This is a genomic window from Acinetobacter sp. MYb191 (genome assembly GCF_037572605.1).
Taxonomy (GTDB): domain Bacteria; phylum Pseudomonadota; class Gammaproteobacteria; order Pseudomonadales; family Moraxellaceae; genus Acinetobacter; species Acinetobacter johnsonii.
Map to the genome: position 1 here is coordinate 119,224 of NZ_JBBGZP010000008.1, position 14,418 is coordinate 133,641.

The 14,418-nt window shown below is 42.8% G+C and carries 14 protein-coding genes, 2 tRNA genes and 1 other RNA gene; 10 read left to right on the plus strand and 7 right to left on the minus strand.

From position 1 onward, the window contains the following. Positions 1 to 5 precede the first annotated feature (5 nt). Positions 6 to 587 carry a lipoprotein insertase outer membrane protein LolB gene (gene lolB / locus WH214_RS03760; protein WP_339992879.1) on the minus strand — a complete coding sequence of 194 codons (582 nt, stop codon included), beginning with the start codon at positions 585 to 587 and terminating at the stop codon, positions 6 to 8. Positions 588 to 592: 5 nt separating this feature from the next. Continuing rightward, complete coding sequence (locus tag WH214_RS03765; RefSeq protein ID WP_339422319.1) at positions 593 to 2,302, minus strand: hypothetical protein; 1,710 nt, start codon at positions 2,300 to 2,302, stop codon at positions 593 to 595. Between the two features lie 78 nt (positions 2,303 to 2,380). Here WH214_RS03765 and hemA point away from each other — a divergent pair, with 78 nt between their 5' ends. Beyond that, complete coding sequence (hemA, locus tag WH214_RS03770) at positions 2,381 to 3,664, plus strand: glutamyl-tRNA reductase (RefSeq protein WP_287166160.1); 1,284 nt, start codon at positions 2,381 to 2,383, stop codon at positions 3,662 to 3,664. Between the two features lie 26 nt (positions 3,665 to 3,690). Here the strand turns inward: hemA and WH214_RS03775 are convergent, their stop codons facing one another. Then, entirely contained in the window at positions 3,691 to 5,586 is a 1,896-nt protein-coding gene (locus WH214_RS03775; protein WP_339992881.1) for a DNA primase, read from the minus strand. A 193-nt stretch (positions 5,587 to 5,779) separates the two neighbouring features. Continuing rightward, positions 5,780 to 6,763, minus strand: a complete 984-nt coding sequence (locus tag WH214_RS03780; protein WP_339422321.1) for an outer membrane protein assembly factor BamD — start codon at positions 6,761 to 6,763, stop codon at positions 5,780 to 5,782. Between the two features lie 71 nt (positions 6,764 to 6,834). Here WH214_RS03780 and rluD point away from each other — a divergent pair, with 71 nt between their 5' ends. The 3 genes from rluD (at position 6,835) to WH214_RS03795 (ending at position 9,330) form a co-directional block, all read left to right on the plus strand. After that, positions 6,835 to 7,887 carry a 23S rRNA pseudouridine(1911/1915/1917) synthase RluD gene (rluD, locus tag WH214_RS03785; protein WP_078425306.1) on the plus strand — a complete coding sequence of 351 codons (1,053 nt, stop codon included), beginning with the start codon at positions 6,835 to 6,837 and terminating at the stop codon, positions 7,885 to 7,887. 30 nt (positions 7,888 to 7,917) lie between these two features. Beyond that, the gene (gene pgeF, locus WH214_RS03790; protein ID WP_004982779.1) at positions 7,918 to 8,658 is read left to right on the plus strand and encodes a peptidoglycan editing factor PgeF; all 741 of its coding nucleotides are present in this window, start codon (positions 7,918 to 7,920) and stop codon (positions 8,656 to 8,658) included. 105 nt (positions 8,659 to 8,763) lie between these two features. Then, a complete protein-coding gene (locus tag WH214_RS03795) occupies positions 8,764 to 9,330 on the plus strand; it encodes a flavodoxin family protein (protein WP_004982777.1) in 567 nt (188 codons plus the stop codon). 34 nt (positions 9,331 to 9,364) lie between these two features. On the opposite strand, the gene smpB is transcribed toward WH214_RS03795, so the two are convergent. Then, entirely contained in the window at positions 9,365 to 9,841 is a 477-nt protein-coding gene (gene smpB, locus WH214_RS03800) for an SsrA-binding protein SmpB (RefSeq protein WP_004695532.1), read from the minus strand. Between the two features lie 141 nt (positions 9,842 to 9,982). Between smpB and coaD the strand changes: the two genes are divergently transcribed. The 4 genes from coaD to WH214_RS03820 all read left to right on the plus strand — a co-directional run bounded on the left by coaD (position 9,983) and on the right by WH214_RS03820 (position 11,293). Continuing rightward, positions 9,983 to 10,474 (plus strand): pantetheine-phosphate adenylyltransferase, encoded by a 492-nt coding sequence (gene coaD / locus WH214_RS03805; RefSeq protein WP_004695534.1) that lies wholly within the window; start codon positions 9,983 to 9,985, stop codon positions 10,472 to 10,474. A 1-nt stretch (position 10,475) separates the two neighbouring features. Continuing rightward, positions 10,476 to 10,739 carry a YfhL family 4Fe-4S dicluster ferredoxin gene (locus WH214_RS03810; protein WP_004695536.1) on the plus strand — a complete coding sequence of 88 codons (264 nt, stop codon included), beginning with the start codon at positions 10,476 to 10,478 and terminating at the stop codon, positions 10,737 to 10,739. A 26-nt stretch (positions 10,740 to 10,765) separates the two neighbouring features. After that, positions 10,766 to 11,143, plus strand: an RNA gene (rnpB, locus tag WH214_RS03815) — RNase P RNA component class A. A gap of 73 nt (positions 11,144 to 11,216) precedes the next feature. Next, positions 11,217 to 11,293: transfer RNA gene (locus tag WH214_RS03820), tRNA-Met, on the plus strand. A gap of 162 nt (positions 11,294 to 11,455) precedes the next feature. Here the strand turns inward: WH214_RS03820 and WH214_RS03825 are convergent. After that, complete coding sequence (locus WH214_RS03825) at positions 11,456 to 11,872, minus strand: hypothetical protein (RefSeq protein WP_339422322.1); 417 nt, start codon at positions 11,870 to 11,872, stop codon at positions 11,456 to 11,458. A 178-nt stretch (positions 11,873 to 12,050) separates the two neighbouring features. Between WH214_RS03825 and WH214_RS03830 the strand changes: the two genes are divergently transcribed. Then, a tRNA-Met gene (locus WH214_RS03830) sits at positions 12,051 to 12,127 on the plus strand. 117 nt (positions 12,128 to 12,244) lie between these two features. Here WH214_RS03830 and WH214_RS03835 read toward each other — a convergent pair. Next, positions 12,245 to 13,870, minus strand: a complete 1,626-nt coding sequence (locus WH214_RS03835; RefSeq protein ID WP_339422323.1) for an NAD+ synthase — start codon at positions 13,868 to 13,870, stop codon at positions 12,245 to 12,247. 224 nt (positions 13,871 to 14,094) lie between these two features. On the opposite strand from WH214_RS03835, the gene WH214_RS03840 reads away from it, so the two are divergent. Beyond that, positions 14,095 to 14,403 carry a hypothetical protein gene (locus WH214_RS03840; RefSeq protein ID WP_339992886.1) on the plus strand — a complete coding sequence of 103 codons (309 nt, stop codon included), beginning with the start codon at positions 14,095 to 14,097 and terminating at the stop codon, positions 14,401 to 14,403. Positions 14,404 to 14,418 lie beyond the last annotated feature (15 nt).

Consider the following 14,418-nt stretch of genomic DNA (forward strand, 5'->3'; position numbering starts at 1 on the left):
ATAAACTAGCGGTTTTGAATGACCATTGTAATACGGTTTTCTGCACCATTTTCAAGTGCTTGTTTTAAAATTAACCGATTTGGCATATGGGCTTGTTCGTTATAGCTCAGCTCAACGCTCCAACCATCTTCAATGATCTGTACTGCGCGTTTGGCTCTGTCACGTTGGATTTGTGCTTGAACTGTTGCTGGTTTGGCCTGAACCCAGTTGACTAAATGGGTGATGGGTGCCTGCCAACCTGTTGCCGTTTTTAAAAGTTCTTCAGGGGTTTCAGCTTGGATGAGGCCAGTTTTAGCACTATTCAGGCTAACTTCACCTGGACGACCGATAATTTGCGTCTTACCAACGCCTAAAATTCCACTGAGCTCAATATCAAACTCTTGTTGCTGTTGTACCCATGTGAAAAAAGCACTGCCTGTCTGTTCAGGCGTACGCACCCCAATTTTACCCTGTAAGCTAAAGTGTTGATCAGATTCGGTTTGTATGGTGTTTGGATCAAGCTGTGGTTTGGTAAATTGTTGACAGCCTGTTAGTGCCAAGCTACTTGCAGCAAGTAAGCTTAAGCTCAGATTTGAGAAAATACGCATAAAAACTATGAGCTCTTTTTCAGTTGTTGGGGTAACAATAAAGTATTGAGTTGATCCAATTGAGGATCATTTGGGTGTTTTTGTTTGAGTTGTTGTAACACAGTGGAGAATTTTTGCAGATCACCGAGCATATAGACTGAACGTGCATAACGCACGCCAATATTGACACTACCACTGATGAGGTAGGCTTTTTCTAAGACTTTGGCTGAAGTGCTAAAGTCATTTTGTAAGTAACAAATAAAGCCTAAGGTATCTAAGATGGAGGCCTGTTCGGGGGCATATTCTAAAGCATGTTCAACAAATCGACGTGCATCATTTAAGCGTCTGTTTTGCAATGCTAAAGTGTATGCATAAGCATTGAGATAGGTTGGGCTATTGGGCTCAATACTTAACAGTTGATTCAGCAACTTCTCTAGTTTATCTTTATCCGTATGTGGATCCAACATTAGCACTTCAGAATAGATCAGTTCAGGATCATCTGGTAAGTTTTTAATCGCCTCATCTAACAGTCGCATGGCTGCGGCTTTATTATTCATGCGCTTTAAAATATCGGCTTGCGCCTGATACAAAAAACTTGCATGTTGTGGATAGTTCACCCGTTCTTGGGTTAAAAAGCGCAAAGCATCATTGGGTTTGTTTTGCAGGGTATAGATACTGATGAGGCTACGACGCGATACAGTATACAGACTACCATCGACTAGACGATAGTAGGCCTTGGCTGTTTCAAAATGCTGTTTTCGTTCAGCATTCACTGCTAGATAGTAATAGGCTTCATTTTGATATTCGGCCGAATTACGTAGTTCAACCAGATATTTTTCCGCTTTTTCGTACTTTTTTAAGTCAATACTGGTTAACCCCGCAATAAACAAGGCTTCTTCTTGGTTAGGCCATTTTTTAATCAGGCTCTCAAGCTTGGTTAAGGCCTCATTTGACGCATTAATTTTAATCAGATATTTGGCTTCGGCTAAACGGATATCGACATTGTCGCGGTGTTTACGACTTGATTTTGCATACCAATTACGGGTTTCTTCCTCTTGACCGAGTGCGCTGAGTAAGTTGGCTTTCATCAGGATGTAGCCTGTGACTTTTCCACGCTTTTTTAGGGCTTTATTGATGGTGGTTAGGGCTTGGTCAAGCTGGCCATTTTGCGCCTCTAAACCTGCAATTAACGCCAAAATAGAGGGGTTGTTCCGCTCCTTACTCGAACGTAGCGCTTGAATGAGAATTTCTTGATCTTCTGGTTCTTCAGGGGCAATCCCAGCAAGGATTTGCTCTAAATCAGCATTGGCATCAATATTGAGAATTTTATCGAGCGTTTCAGCAGCAAGCTCATATTCATGTGCTTTGAGTGCAATGTGCGACAAATAAAATAAGGCTGGAACATCGGTGGGCTCTTGCACCACCCAATGCGTTGCAATGTCGAGTGCGGCATGCAAATCATTTTGCTCAAGGGCAATATTTAAAGCGCGCTGTTTAATGGTGGTGGAATTACTTTTAATCGCCAGCACAGTATAGTTGTGCAGGGCAGTCGCGCTGTCTTGGTAAGCCAGTGCAAATTCGGCAATCATACTTTGTTGAATTGCATCATAATTAGATAGCGAAAAATCTCCAGCTGCTCTAAGATGAGCACTAGATGCCATGCTACCGACGAGTAAGAATGTGGTAGAATATTGCTTAATTCTCGCGCCGCTCAGTCGGCAATGTGTTTGACGCAATTTTTCTTGATCCAAGTAATGCTTTTTATGACACCGTTATTGCACAATAGCATAAATTTAGCGAAATGATGATCTGATATGTCTTTCTTTGCATTGGGTGTCAACCATCAAACCGCCTCCGTAGAATTGCGTGAGCAAATTGCATTTAACCCTGAAAAGTTAACGCAACTGCTTGAGCAACAAGGCCAAAACCAAGACTTAAATGAAATGGTAGTGGTGTCTACGTGTAACAGAACAGAAGTGTATGCCATGTCTGAAAACTCAGATATGGTATTGAACTGGCTCGCCCAAGCAAATGGCATAGATGTTAAACAATTGTTGAATCATGTATACCGTTATGAAAATGCGCAGGCTGTCACTCACTTGATGCGCGTTGCAAGCGGTTTAGATTCACTCATGCTCGGTGAACCGCAAATTTTGGGGCAGGTTAAATCTGCACTATCTCTAGCGAAGACTGCTCATACTGTTTCTCCTCATTTAAACCGAATTTTTGAATATGCCTTCTATGCGGCGAAACGCGTCCGCTCTGAAACGGCTGTGGGTAGTCATGCCGTATCGATGGGCTACGCGGTGGCTCAGTTGGCATTACAAGTGTTTAGTAAGCCTGAAAAGTTGACGGTCATGGTGGTCGCTGCGGGCGAAATGAATAGCTTAGTGGCGAAGCATTTGGCTGAAATGGGAGTCGCAAAAATCCTCATTTGTAACCGTACCCGTGAACGGGCTGAAACTTTGGCTCAAGAAATAGCCCATCGTGTAGATGTTGAAATCATTGAGTTTGATCAGTTGGCCAATAACTTAGCGCGTGCAGATGTCATTTCCAGTTGTACGGGAAGTTTACATCAAGTGATTCATTATCCAGATGTCAAAGCTGCTTTAAAAAAGCGTCGTTATCAACAAATGTTGATGGTCGATTTGGCTGTTCCGCGTGATATCGACCCGAAAGTGGAAAGTTTGGATGGCGTCTATTTATATGGCGTAGATGATTTGCAGTCGGTGATTGATGAAAACCTTGCTCAACGTCGTCAGGCGGCGGTTGAAGCAGAGGTGATGGTCAACCAATTAGCAACGGAGTTGGTGACCCAGCAGAAGGTTAATCTCGCAGGTGAAACCATTCATGCTTACCGTCAGCAAGGTGAACAGTTAAGACAAGAAGAATTAGATCTAGCGCTGGCACGGATTGCGAAAGGAGAACAGGCGGAACGGGTGATGCAAGAGTTTGCATATCGTTTGACGCAGAAGTTGCTACATCCGACCTCGATTATGCTGCGTGAAGCAGCCAAATCAGAAGATCCGAGTCATTTTGAACAAATGCAAACATGTTTAAATGAGACTTTTGACAAACGTCGTAAAACTAAAAAGTAAATCCAAATACAAAAAATGTAATAGGTTTAAGTAATCAGTCTTAAGCCTATTTTTTTGGTCAGTTCATTCAGCTTTTGACGTAAATTACGTGATTCAAGCAGGCTTAAAGGCGCTTTTAGTTTTTGGCGCAAATATTTTTCTTCAAGCGAGAGAGCATATTCACTGGCCAGTTTGTCGGCCATTTCAGGTGTTTTGGTCAGAACTTCAATATTGGTGCGCTGCATAATATCGGCAATCGCATTGACATAACGGCTACATGCACCCAAAACATAATAGGTTGCCAGTTCTTGGTCATCAGGTAAATCATCAAAGATGCCATCTAAGACTTGTAGCACATGCGCTAAAAGTTCATCTTCAGGTAAATAGGCGCGTAGAGTTTCAAAGTGAATATACAAAAACGGATGATGGATCAGAACAGCGAGCGCGAAGTCTTCGTCTTTGGTACGAATATTAAAAGACAACGAGGCATCGTTGCTGACTTGAGGTGTCCAGCGACGACCAAAACCGAGTTTTTCTTTGAAGGATTGATTTAGCAAATAACGGAAAGAGCCTGTTTTGGGCAATAAGTCCGTCAGTTGACGTAACTCACTCATGACCTGACTTTTACCTTCAGGGCTACTAATGTCATGGTTCTGCGTCAGATGTGCAAAAACAAAGTCTGACAGCAGTGGGGCCTGTTGAAGCAGTTTATTAAAGTTTTCAATACCTTCGCGGCGAATCAGTGAATCTGGGTCATGATCATTCGGTAAAACAAAAAATTTCAGCTCGCGACCATCATTGAGTAAAGGTAACGCAATTTCTAAAGTGCGGCGTGCCGCTTTTTGTCCGGCCACATCACCATCAAAGGCAATGGTAATACGGTTATTTTGTTTAAACAGAATATTTAAGTGTTCGGTGTTACTGGCAGTCCCTAAGGTCGCCACAGCACCTGCAATCCCATACTGCTGTAGCGCAATCACATCCATATAGCCTTCGACCATCAGCCAGTCTTGGGCTTTTTGTTTACGGCCTTCATATAAACCATAAAGCAATTGGTTTTTATGAAATACCTCAGAGTCTGGCGAGTTGATGTATTTGGGCTTAATTTCGTCATTTAGAGCACGTCCACCGAAACCTACGACACGACCTTTGGCATCACGAATTGTAAATATGACGCGATCCCGCAACAAGTCAAAGTCACGACCGTTATCGCTAGTACGGATCAGTCCGAGTAGCTTTAAGCCTTCGATATCTTGCGGGAAGGCTTTTTCTAAGTGTTGCCAGTCTTCAGGTGCATAGCCTAAACGCCAATATGCAATGGTATCTCGGCTGAGACCACGCTGTTTAAAGTACTGCTGAGCAGCACGACTATGCGGTAGTTGTTGCTCATAGTATTGCGCAATATTTTCTAACAGGTCGTATAAGTTGCCTTCCTGAACGGGGGCGGTGTTGAAGCCCTCGAAAGTATCAAAATCAGCATAACCCTCTTGGTAGTCCATAGACTGAAATTCAGCAAAAGGATCATGCTCAATCTGAAACTCAGGTTGTGCTGGAGCTGGCTCGGTTTTCTTGGCTTCAGTGGCATCGACCTGTGGTTTTTGGACAGGTTTAGCTTCGCGCTTATACACCAGTTTTTTCGAGTCACGGTTGTCTTTTGGAAGTTCGATGCCTGTTTGACTCGACAAATCCTTCATCACATCAATAAAGCTACGACTGTCGATGTCCATTAAAAAACGAATGGCATTACCATTGGCCTGACAACCAAAACAGTGAAAATACTGTTTGTCACGATACACGTGAAAAGATGGTGATTTTTCTTGATGGAAAGGACAACAGCCTGAATAGGTGCGACCTGACTTTTTAAGTTTCACACGTTGACCAATCAGGTCGACAATGTCGGTCCGATCTAAAATTTGGTCAATGGTGTGTTGAGGAATAGCCATGTCGAATTGTCAGTCGCTGATGTTTTGAAAACCGTGAAAAGAAGCAGAGATGGAGGTTTTAAAATGCAAAAAACCATCGAATCTAGATTGTTTTGTATACCGTTTAGGCGTTTTGATCAAGCGGAAATCGAACAAAACAAAAGGGCAAGTATGATAACTTGCCCTTTCTAAAATAGCGAATATTTCAGAGGAATTATTCGGTTTCAGTATTGATGTTTTGCTGTGTCTCAGGGCGGTCGAGTAAACCGAAACTGATACGGTTGGTAAAGCTGCGCTCAGTTGTTTGTTTCGGGTGCTCGATTTTTTCTTCAGAACTGTTTTGTTCTTCACGACCAAACACACCTAAAGTCGCACGGTTGACCCAACTGGCTTCTTTACGGGCAGCACGTAAGTTCACTTCACCATTCGATTTCACTAAATTTGGATAATTTAGTTTCAAGACATCGGTATATTGTTGCGCAGTTTCCTTGTCACCCAATTGGTTGTACGAATAAGCGACAGTTGCTAAAGCTTCAGGCACTTGAGGGCTTTGCGGATAATGTTCAATCACCCATTGAGCACGCTCTAGTGCTGCGACCCATGCTTTACGCTTGATATTAAAACGTGCGGCATTCATTTCGCTTTCAGCCAACTCATTGCTGATAAATTTCATGCGCTGTGCGGCATCTACAGCATAAGTACTTGAAGGGTAACGACGAATAAAGTCTACGAAGTTTTGATATGCCACTTTAAGATAGCTCACATCGCGATGTGCTTGCTTTAAAGATGTATAGCGAATCAAACCATCATAGTTTTGTTCCATGTTGGCTACACCACGTACATAGTAGGCATAGTCCACATTTGGATGCTGAGGGTTCAAACGAATGAAACGATCAGCCAGTGCAATCGCACCTTCATAATCTTTTTGCTGAAACTTCACATAGAGCAGCTCAAGTTGAGCTTGTTGTGCATATTCACCTGTAGGGTAATAGGTATCTAATGCTTCTAAGTGTTTTGCAGCGTCGGTATATTGACCACTTTGCAGTGCTTTTTCTGCTTTTTGAATATAAACCTGTTCACTCGATTGTGGACCGGTATCTACCACTTCTTTCTTGGGATTGCTGCTACAGCCTACCATTGCAGATGCAATGCCAATCGTTAGAGCAAGCATTGTCATTTTATAATGTGGTAGCGACATAAAAATTCCTCTGTTAATACGGGCAATGAGCTACAATTGCGCTATTAAATCACTTTTATTTGAATGATCAAATGGCTCAAGCACAATCTTCCGATCCAAATTTCCCTGAAACCGATTTCAATTTACTTGAAGATTCTGAGGATGCAGATAACCATACTTCAAGCTCTACTGCAACACGTTTATCGTTGCAATTTCAATTGGATGAAACTTATCTCGGACAGCGTATAGACCAAGTCGCAGCAACGATTTGGAGCGACTTTTCGCGTGAAAAACTCAAACAGTGGCTAAAAGAAGGCCATTTGTTGGTAAATGGTAACAGTGTCAAACCGAAATATAAATGTGAAGGATTTGAACTGTTAACCCTTGAAGTTGAGTTAGAAGCCCAAACTCGTAGTCTGCCTGAAGACATTCCGCTGGATATTGTCTATGAAGATGATGACATTATTGTTGTTAATAAACCTGTTGGGATGGTGGTTCACCCGGGTGCGGGCAACTCATCAGGTACGTTGGTAAATGCATTATTGCATCACTATCCAAAATCGGCAGAACTGACTCGTGCGGGTTTGGTGCATCGTATTGATAAAGATACTTCTGGTTTGTTGGTCGTTGCGAAAAACTTAGAAGCACAATTTTCACTCAGCAAGCAATTGGCGAAAAAAACGGTTTACCGTGTGTATGACCTGATTGTGTATGGCAATGTGATTGCTGGTGGCACGGTGGATGAACCGATTAAACGTCACCCTGTAGATCGTGTCAAAATGGCGGTATTGCCAGGCGGTAAAGACGCTGTAACACACTACAACGTGAAAGAGCGCTTCCAACATTTCACCCGCATCCAAGCTCGTCTTGAAACTGGACGTACGCATCAGATTCGTGTGCATTTTAGTTATATTGGTTTTGGTTTAGTTGGCGATCCTGTGTATATGCCACGTGTACGCGTACCCGCAGGTGCAACAGAACTTTTAGATGAGACTTTACGTGGTTTCAGACGCCAAGCCTTGCATGCAGCAGAGCTCGGTTTGAAACACCCACGTACAGGTGAAGAAATGTTGTTTAAAGCGCCGTGGCCAGCAGACTTGGCGACCTTGGTCGATGTACTCCGTACGGAAAACAAAGCCTACTAAGTTATAGCTGAATCATCATAAGGACAGTATATGCAATTTGTTCAAGGACTTCCGGCAGGTGTTTTTGTGGGGCAAACCCGTGTACATCATGATCGTGCTTTAGAGACCACTCAAACTGAACTACAAGGCTTTAATTTGGCTTTGCATGTACAGGATGATGCCGCACGTGTGCAACAGCATCGCATGATCTTGCTTGAAGAGTTTGCGGGCTATGGGGTCGATAAAATTACGTGGATGACGCAAACCCATAGCACCATTTGCTGTGTAGTGAATGAGCAAATTGACTTTGATGCTCAAGAAGGGGATGGTTTGGTGACACAGCGCCCGAAGCATGCCCTGATGATGATGACAGCCGATTGTTTGCCAGTGGTTTTAGGCAATGCAGATGGAACTGAAGTGGCCAATTTGCATGCAGGTTGGCGTGGGCTGGCGCATGGCATTATTGAAAATACCATTGCCAGCATGAACACTCAGCCGACATGGGCTTGGTTGGGCGCAGCTATTAGCCAACCTTGTTTTGAAATTGGGGCGGAAGTAAAAGAAGCCTTTTGTTCAAAGTATGCTGAGCTTGAGTCTGCATTTCAAACAGCTGAGCAAGCTGGAAAATATTATGCTGACTTATATGCGATCGCAAAATTCATTCTAAAACAGCATGGTGTTGAAGTGGTTTCTGGCGGTGATCAGTGTTCATTTAGCCAGTCGGATGAGTACTTTTCTTATCGACGTCATGCCAAAACTGGGCGTATGGCGACCTTTGTGTTTATGCAATAGTTTGGCTTTTGATGAAGTGCTTGGCTGTTTTAATCCTTGTACTTACTCCCCCTCAGTGATTGGAAGTGTTAAACTTAACTCAATTCTTTGGTCTTAAAAGTTTCCATGTCTGTACCTGATCTTGTTTCTGCTGCACCTGTTCATATGTGTGTGGTTTATCATAGCGCCTATGGTCATACGGCGAAAGTCGCTCAGTATATTGCACAAGGTGCAGAGCAGGCGGGTGCTGATGTGCATTTAATTTCGGTTGCTGCAGTACAGTGGGACTTGTTAGATCAGGCCGATATTATTGTGATGGGTTGCCCAACGTATATGGGCAGTCTTACCGCAGCGCTTAAGCAGTTTATGGAAGATTCCTCTAAGCGTTGGTTAGCACGGGCTTGGCAAGGAAAACTGGCTGCAGGCTTTACCAATGGTGGGGGCTTAAGTGGCGATAAACTGGCGGTATTACAACAGATTAATTTATTTGCTATGCAGCATGGTATGTTGTGGGCTGGTTTACCGTTTATGCCGACGGGACGTAGCCAGCACGATATTAATCGGATGTCGAGCTTTTTAGGCTTGATGACTCAGTCCGACAACGCGAGTATTGAAATAACCCCACCTGAAGGTGACTTGGAAACTGCTCGAAAGTTCGGAAAGTATTTGGTCGAGCTAAAAGCTGATTATTAATAATAAAAAAAACCTCCACATGGGAGGTTTTTTATTATTTATGCATAATGCGGGCTTTATCACGTTGCCAGTCACGGTCTTTTTCCGTGGCACGTTTGTCATGCAGCTGTTTGCCTTTCACTAAAGCGATTTCTAATTTCGCACGTGGTCCTTTCCAATAAGCAACAAGCGGAACACACGAATAACCTTTTTGATTGACTGCGCCGAGTAACTTATCGAGTTCACGACGGTTCAACAGTAACTTACGGGTACGGGTCGCTTCAGGAACAATGTGCGTAGATGCACTGAGTAAAGGCTGAATTTGAGCACCGAACAGGAAAGCTTCACCATTTTTAAAGGTGATATAACTCTCAGACAGCGTCATACGACCTGCACGTAATGATTTCACTTCCCAGCCTTGCAGTGACAGGCCAGCTTCAAATTTTTCTTCAATAAAATAGTCGTGACGTGCACGTTTATTCTGTGCAATCGTCCCGCTGGTATTTTTTTTAACTACAGTTGCTTTCGCCATAATCAATTACTTCCAACAATGTACCTATTGTGCCTTAAAGCAGGGTTAAGGTGAAGTTTTTTCAAATTTATGGAGTTTCTTCACCTATAAAACAAGTTTTTGCTAAAATATGGCTCTACAAAATCAACAGAGTAAAAATGGATGTCTAAAACTCGCGTCATTTACCCGGGGACTTTTGATCCAATTACCAATGGTCATATTGATTTGGTCACACGTGCATCACGTATGTTTGATGAAGTGGTGGTAGCCATTGCCATTGGTCATCATAAAAACCCTCTCTTTAGTTTAGAAGAGCGTGTGAGCTTGGCCAAAGCATCATTAAGCCATCTTGATAATGTTGAGTTTGTAGGTTTTGATGGTTTGTTGGTGAATTTCTTCCGTGAACAAAAAGCAACGGCTGTACTGCGAGGATTGCGTGCAGTGTCTGACTTTGAATACGAGTTCCAGTTAGCCAACATGAACCGTCAACTTGATTCACACTTTGAGGCAGTATTTTTAACGCCGTCAGAACAGTATTCATTTATTTCATCGACGTTGATTCGTGAAATAGCACGTTTAAAAGGTGATGTGACTAAGTTTGTACCGCAAGCTGTAGTCGCTGCTTTTGAACGTAAACATCAACAAGGTTGGTAATGTGTCTTTATATATAACTGATGAATGCATCAATTGTGATGTTTGTGAACCTGTGTGCCCCAATGAAGCCATTTTCATGGGGGAATTGATTTATGAAATCAATCCAGACTTATGCACAGAGTGTATCGGACATTATGATAAACCCCAGTGTCAATTGTTCTGTCCAGTGGATTGTATTCCGCTGGATCCTAATCATGCGGAAACTGAGGATGAACTCATGGATAAATATAAAAAGCTGATTGCTCAAAAAAGCGCAAGCAATTAAGTCTAAGATTTGATACTATGCGCCTCGAAGTGAGCCAGACGATCGCTGCTGTGGAGATCTCCGTGATTGAAGCAGGGGAGGAAAGTCCGGGCTTCATAGGGCAAGGTGCCAGGTAACGCCTGGGCGGCGTGAGCCGACGGAAAGTGCAGCAGAGAGTAGACCGCCTTCATTATGGTTTCGAGCAATCGAAATCGAAGGTAAGGGTGAAAGGGTGCGGTAAGAGCGCACCGCATGGCTGGTAACAGTTCATGGCATGGTAAACCCCACCGGAAGCAAGACCAAATAGGGATCCTTTAGGCATGGCCCATGCTGGATCCGGGTAGGTCGCTTGAGCGTATGAGTGATTGTACGCCTAGAGGAATGATCGTTCTCGACAGAACCCGGCTTATCGGCTCACTTCAACAAATTTTGATCAATTAAGCGCGCAAGGTACTTGACGTACTGATGAGAAAACCACATAATGCGCGCACAGTTTACGGCTATGTAGCTCAGTTGGTTAGAGCACCGCACTCATAATGCGGGGGTCACAAGTTCAAGTCTCGTCATAGCCACCATTTTTATAGATCATGCTCTCAGCATGATCTTTTTTTTTGTGGGAAAGAAAGGCTGTGAAACTATCTTTATTTACTTGCCATTTCTGAAATGGTCTTGTGGTTCACTGCACCGTTATTTCGATATTTAAACCAAAGCTGTGACTGCGGACATTTATGATCTTTTTAGAACTTCCCCTCGCAGTGAAGGTTTTCAGGCGTTAAATTGATCTGCATCTGTAAGTCTTGAATGTGTTGCCAATTGGCTTGATGTTCGGGCAATGTAAAGATTTGATGATCGACTAAATTGAGTTTTTTTAAAGATATGTGCTGACTTGCACAGTAGCGTCCTTCGGCTCTTTCTAAAGCCAAGTTTTGCTGTGCAGTTGGGCTTAAGCGATCTGCCGTCAGGATCTTTTGTTGTCCTTTGGCATAGTTGACCAATATCTCTCGATCTTTTAGGCTAAATAATAGGTTGGAGTTGATATAGGTCGCTATATCACGCCGTACACCATTATAGTCGGTGATCATGGGGGAAATTAGCTGACAACCGCTCAATGCTGTAGTGCTTAGGATGAAGAAAAAACAGACTCTCTTTTTCATTATCTTTCTCGTAAATATGCCTAACTTAAATATAGCTTGCAGTATGAAAATAAGTTTAAAAAGAGTGGTTTGCTGAAAAAATGATAGTTTAAAGTGTATTTGTTTATTGAATAACCATTTGTGTGTAAAAAGGGTTGACGCTTGTCTTTGAACTTTGCATAATGCGCGCACAGTTTACGGCTATGTAGCTCAGTTGGTTAGAGCACCGCACTCATAATGCGGGGGTCACAAGTTCAAGTCTCGTCATAGCCACCATTTTTAAAGACCAAGCTCTCAGCTTGGTCTCTTTTTTTGTGCGTAAAAAATAGACTTGAATATGTCGATATAAAAAAGCCCAAACATCTGTTTGGGCTTTTTTATTGGAGAAAGTGCCTATACGCCAGCTTTCCAGCCATTCATGATTGGGTAGCGACGTTCACGGCTAAATGCACGTGAGCTGATACGCGGACCAATTGCGCCTTGGCGACGTTTGTATTCATTGAAATCGACCAAACGAATCACTTTTGCAACCACTTCAGCATCAAAGCCTTTGGAAATGATGTCATCTTGGCTCATATCTTCTTCGATATAAGCATACAAAATGGCATCAAGTACATCATATGGCGGTAAAGAGTCTTGGTCTTTTTGATCTGGACGTAACTCTGCTGAAGGTGGGCGAGTAATCACACGCTCAGGAATTACAGGCTTGTCTGAAATGCTGTTTCGGTATTTTGCAAGTTCAAACACAATCGTTTTATACACATCTTTTAGTACGGCAAAACCACCGACCATGTCACCATAGAGCGTGCAGTAGCCCACCGCCAATTCTGATTTGTTGCCTGTAGACAGGACTAAATTACCAAATTTGTTGGATAAACCCATCAGCAGTGTACCGCGGGCACGCGCTTGTAAGTTTTCTTCAGTTGCATCCGCAGGGCTGTTACCAAAGAACGGATAAAGTGTTTGCATAAAGCTGTTCACAATTGGGTTGATTTCAGCAATCCCAAAAGTCACCCCCATACTCTTCGCTTGTTCAGCAGCATCTTCTACACTGATTTGAGCGGTATAGGTATATGGCATCATTACGGCTTGGACTTTGTCGGCGCCAATCGCATCAGCTGCAATGGCAAGAGTTAGAGCTGAGTCGATCCCGCCTGATAAACCCAAAATTACTCCAGGGAAACCTGAGCGCTGTACATAGTCACGAGTCGCCATCACTAAGCTTTGATAAATCTCTGCCATAGTGTCTAACGCAGGCGGCAGGGCATTGGCCTTAAAGGCTTGTTGTTCTGCTTCGTATTCAGCGAAATACAGAGACTCTTTAAAGCTTTCAGCTTGAAGTACAACTGAACCATTTTTGGCAATCACGAAGCTTGTACCATCAAAGATCAGGTCGTCTTGACCGCCGACTTGGTTGGCATAAACTAAGTTGAGGTTCATTTGTTTCGCCAGTGCAGACATGGTTTCAACGCGGTGCTGTGGCTTACCGACTTCATATGGTGAAGCATTTAAGACTAAAGCCGTTTCGACATTGAGCTGTGCCAGTTGTTGTACCGTTGAAAGTGACCAAACATCTTCACAAATCAACACACCAAACTTATGACCCAAATATTCAAAAACAAGGTGTTGATGCCCTTCGGTGAAGTAGCGCTTTTCATCAAACACGCTATAGTTTGGCAAGTTTTGTTTGTTATACACACCCAAAACTTGTCCATCTTTCATGACCGCAGCGGCGTTGTAGCGTTGACCATCTTCGGTTTGGTTGACAAAACCAAAGACCATCACAATGTCTTTTACTGTTTTAAGTTGTTCAAAAACTTGTTGCGTGCGTTTGGTTAGGCTAGGACGTAGAAGTAAATCTTCTGCTGGGTAACCAATGCTCGAAAGTTCTGGAAAAATAATTAAATCAGCATTTTGTTTTTTTGCTTCATTGGCCTGCTCCAACATTTTTTGGGCATTTGCTTCAAGGTTGCCAATGTGCGGAGAGAACTGTGCAAGTGCAATTTTAAAACTTTTCATTTCCAACTAAATCCTATACCTATAGGGATATACACGACGATTGAGTTTGTTATAGCTATAAGTTCTACGTGGTGTAAGTGACGATAAACAAATAGAAGTATTAATCAATAATAAGTGCGAATACTATATACGAAATGCGATTTTTTTTAAGGGATATTCTAAAAAAAATCCGTAAATGTCCTTAAAAAGAACAAATTATTCTAATGTCTTTATGGAGTGTGATTGTGTGGTTTCAAGCGCTTTTACAAAAAATACAGCAAAAGTTTGAACTTAAAAATCGGCCCTTGACTGAAGGGGAGAAAAAGCTCGCCAGCAGTATTTTTGGGAACAGTCTGAGCATGGATTCGGTTCGAATTATCGCGCATCGGGCAGTGCTGCCTCATTATGCGATTAGCCCCAATGGACATGTCTATTTTAATATCAAAGACTGGTGCGAAAACTTTGCCGACCAGCCGATTCATCAACAAGCTTGGTTGATTCATGAGCTAATATCCATAAGTTCTGTGAAAATAGACAATAATCATAAGTTTTAAGAAAATGGACAAAGA

Bases quoted from the DNA above. Each gene is read 5' to 3' on its own strand.
- smpB (WP_004695532.1), bottom strand. From the start codon at position 9,841: ATGGCGAAAGCAACTGTAGTTAAAAAAAATACCAGCGGGACGATTGCA.
- pgeF (WP_004982779.1), top strand. From the start codon at position 7,918: ATGCAATTTGTTCAAGGACTTCCGGCAGGTGTTTTTGTGGGGCAAACC.
- lolB (WP_339992879.1), bottom strand. From the start codon at position 587: ATGCGTATTTTCTCAAATCTGAGCTTAAGCTTACTTGCTGCAAGTAGC.
- WH214_RS03775 (WP_339992881.1), bottom strand. From the start codon at position 5,586: ATGGCTATTCCTCAACACACCATTGACCAAATTTTAGATCGGACCGAC.
- WH214_RS03835 (WP_339422323.1), bottom strand. From the start codon at position 13,870: ATGAAAAGTTTTAAAATTGCACTTGCACAGTTCTCTCCGCACATTGGC.
- WH214_RS03795 (WP_004982777.1), top strand. From the start codon at position 8,764: ATGTCTGTACCTGATCTTGTTTCTGCTGCACCTGTTCATATGTGTGTG.
- WH214_RS03825 (WP_339422322.1), bottom strand. From the start codon at position 11,872: ATGAAAAAGAGAGTCTGTTTTTTCTTCATCCTAAGCACTACAGCATTG.
- hemA (WP_287166160.1), top strand. From the start codon at position 2,381: ATGTCTTTCTTTGCATTGGGTGTCAACCATCAAACCGCCTCCGTAGAA.
- coaD (WP_004695534.1), top strand. From the start codon at position 9,983: ATGTCTAAAACTCGCGTCATTTACCCGGGGACTTTTGATCCAATTACC.
- rluD (WP_078425306.1), top strand. From the start codon at position 6,835: ATGGCTCAAGCACAATCTTCCGATCCAAATTTCCCTGAAACCGATTTC.
- WH214_RS03780 (WP_339422321.1), bottom strand. From the start codon at position 6,763: ATGTCGCTACCACATTATAAAATGACAATGCTTGCTCTAACGATTGGC.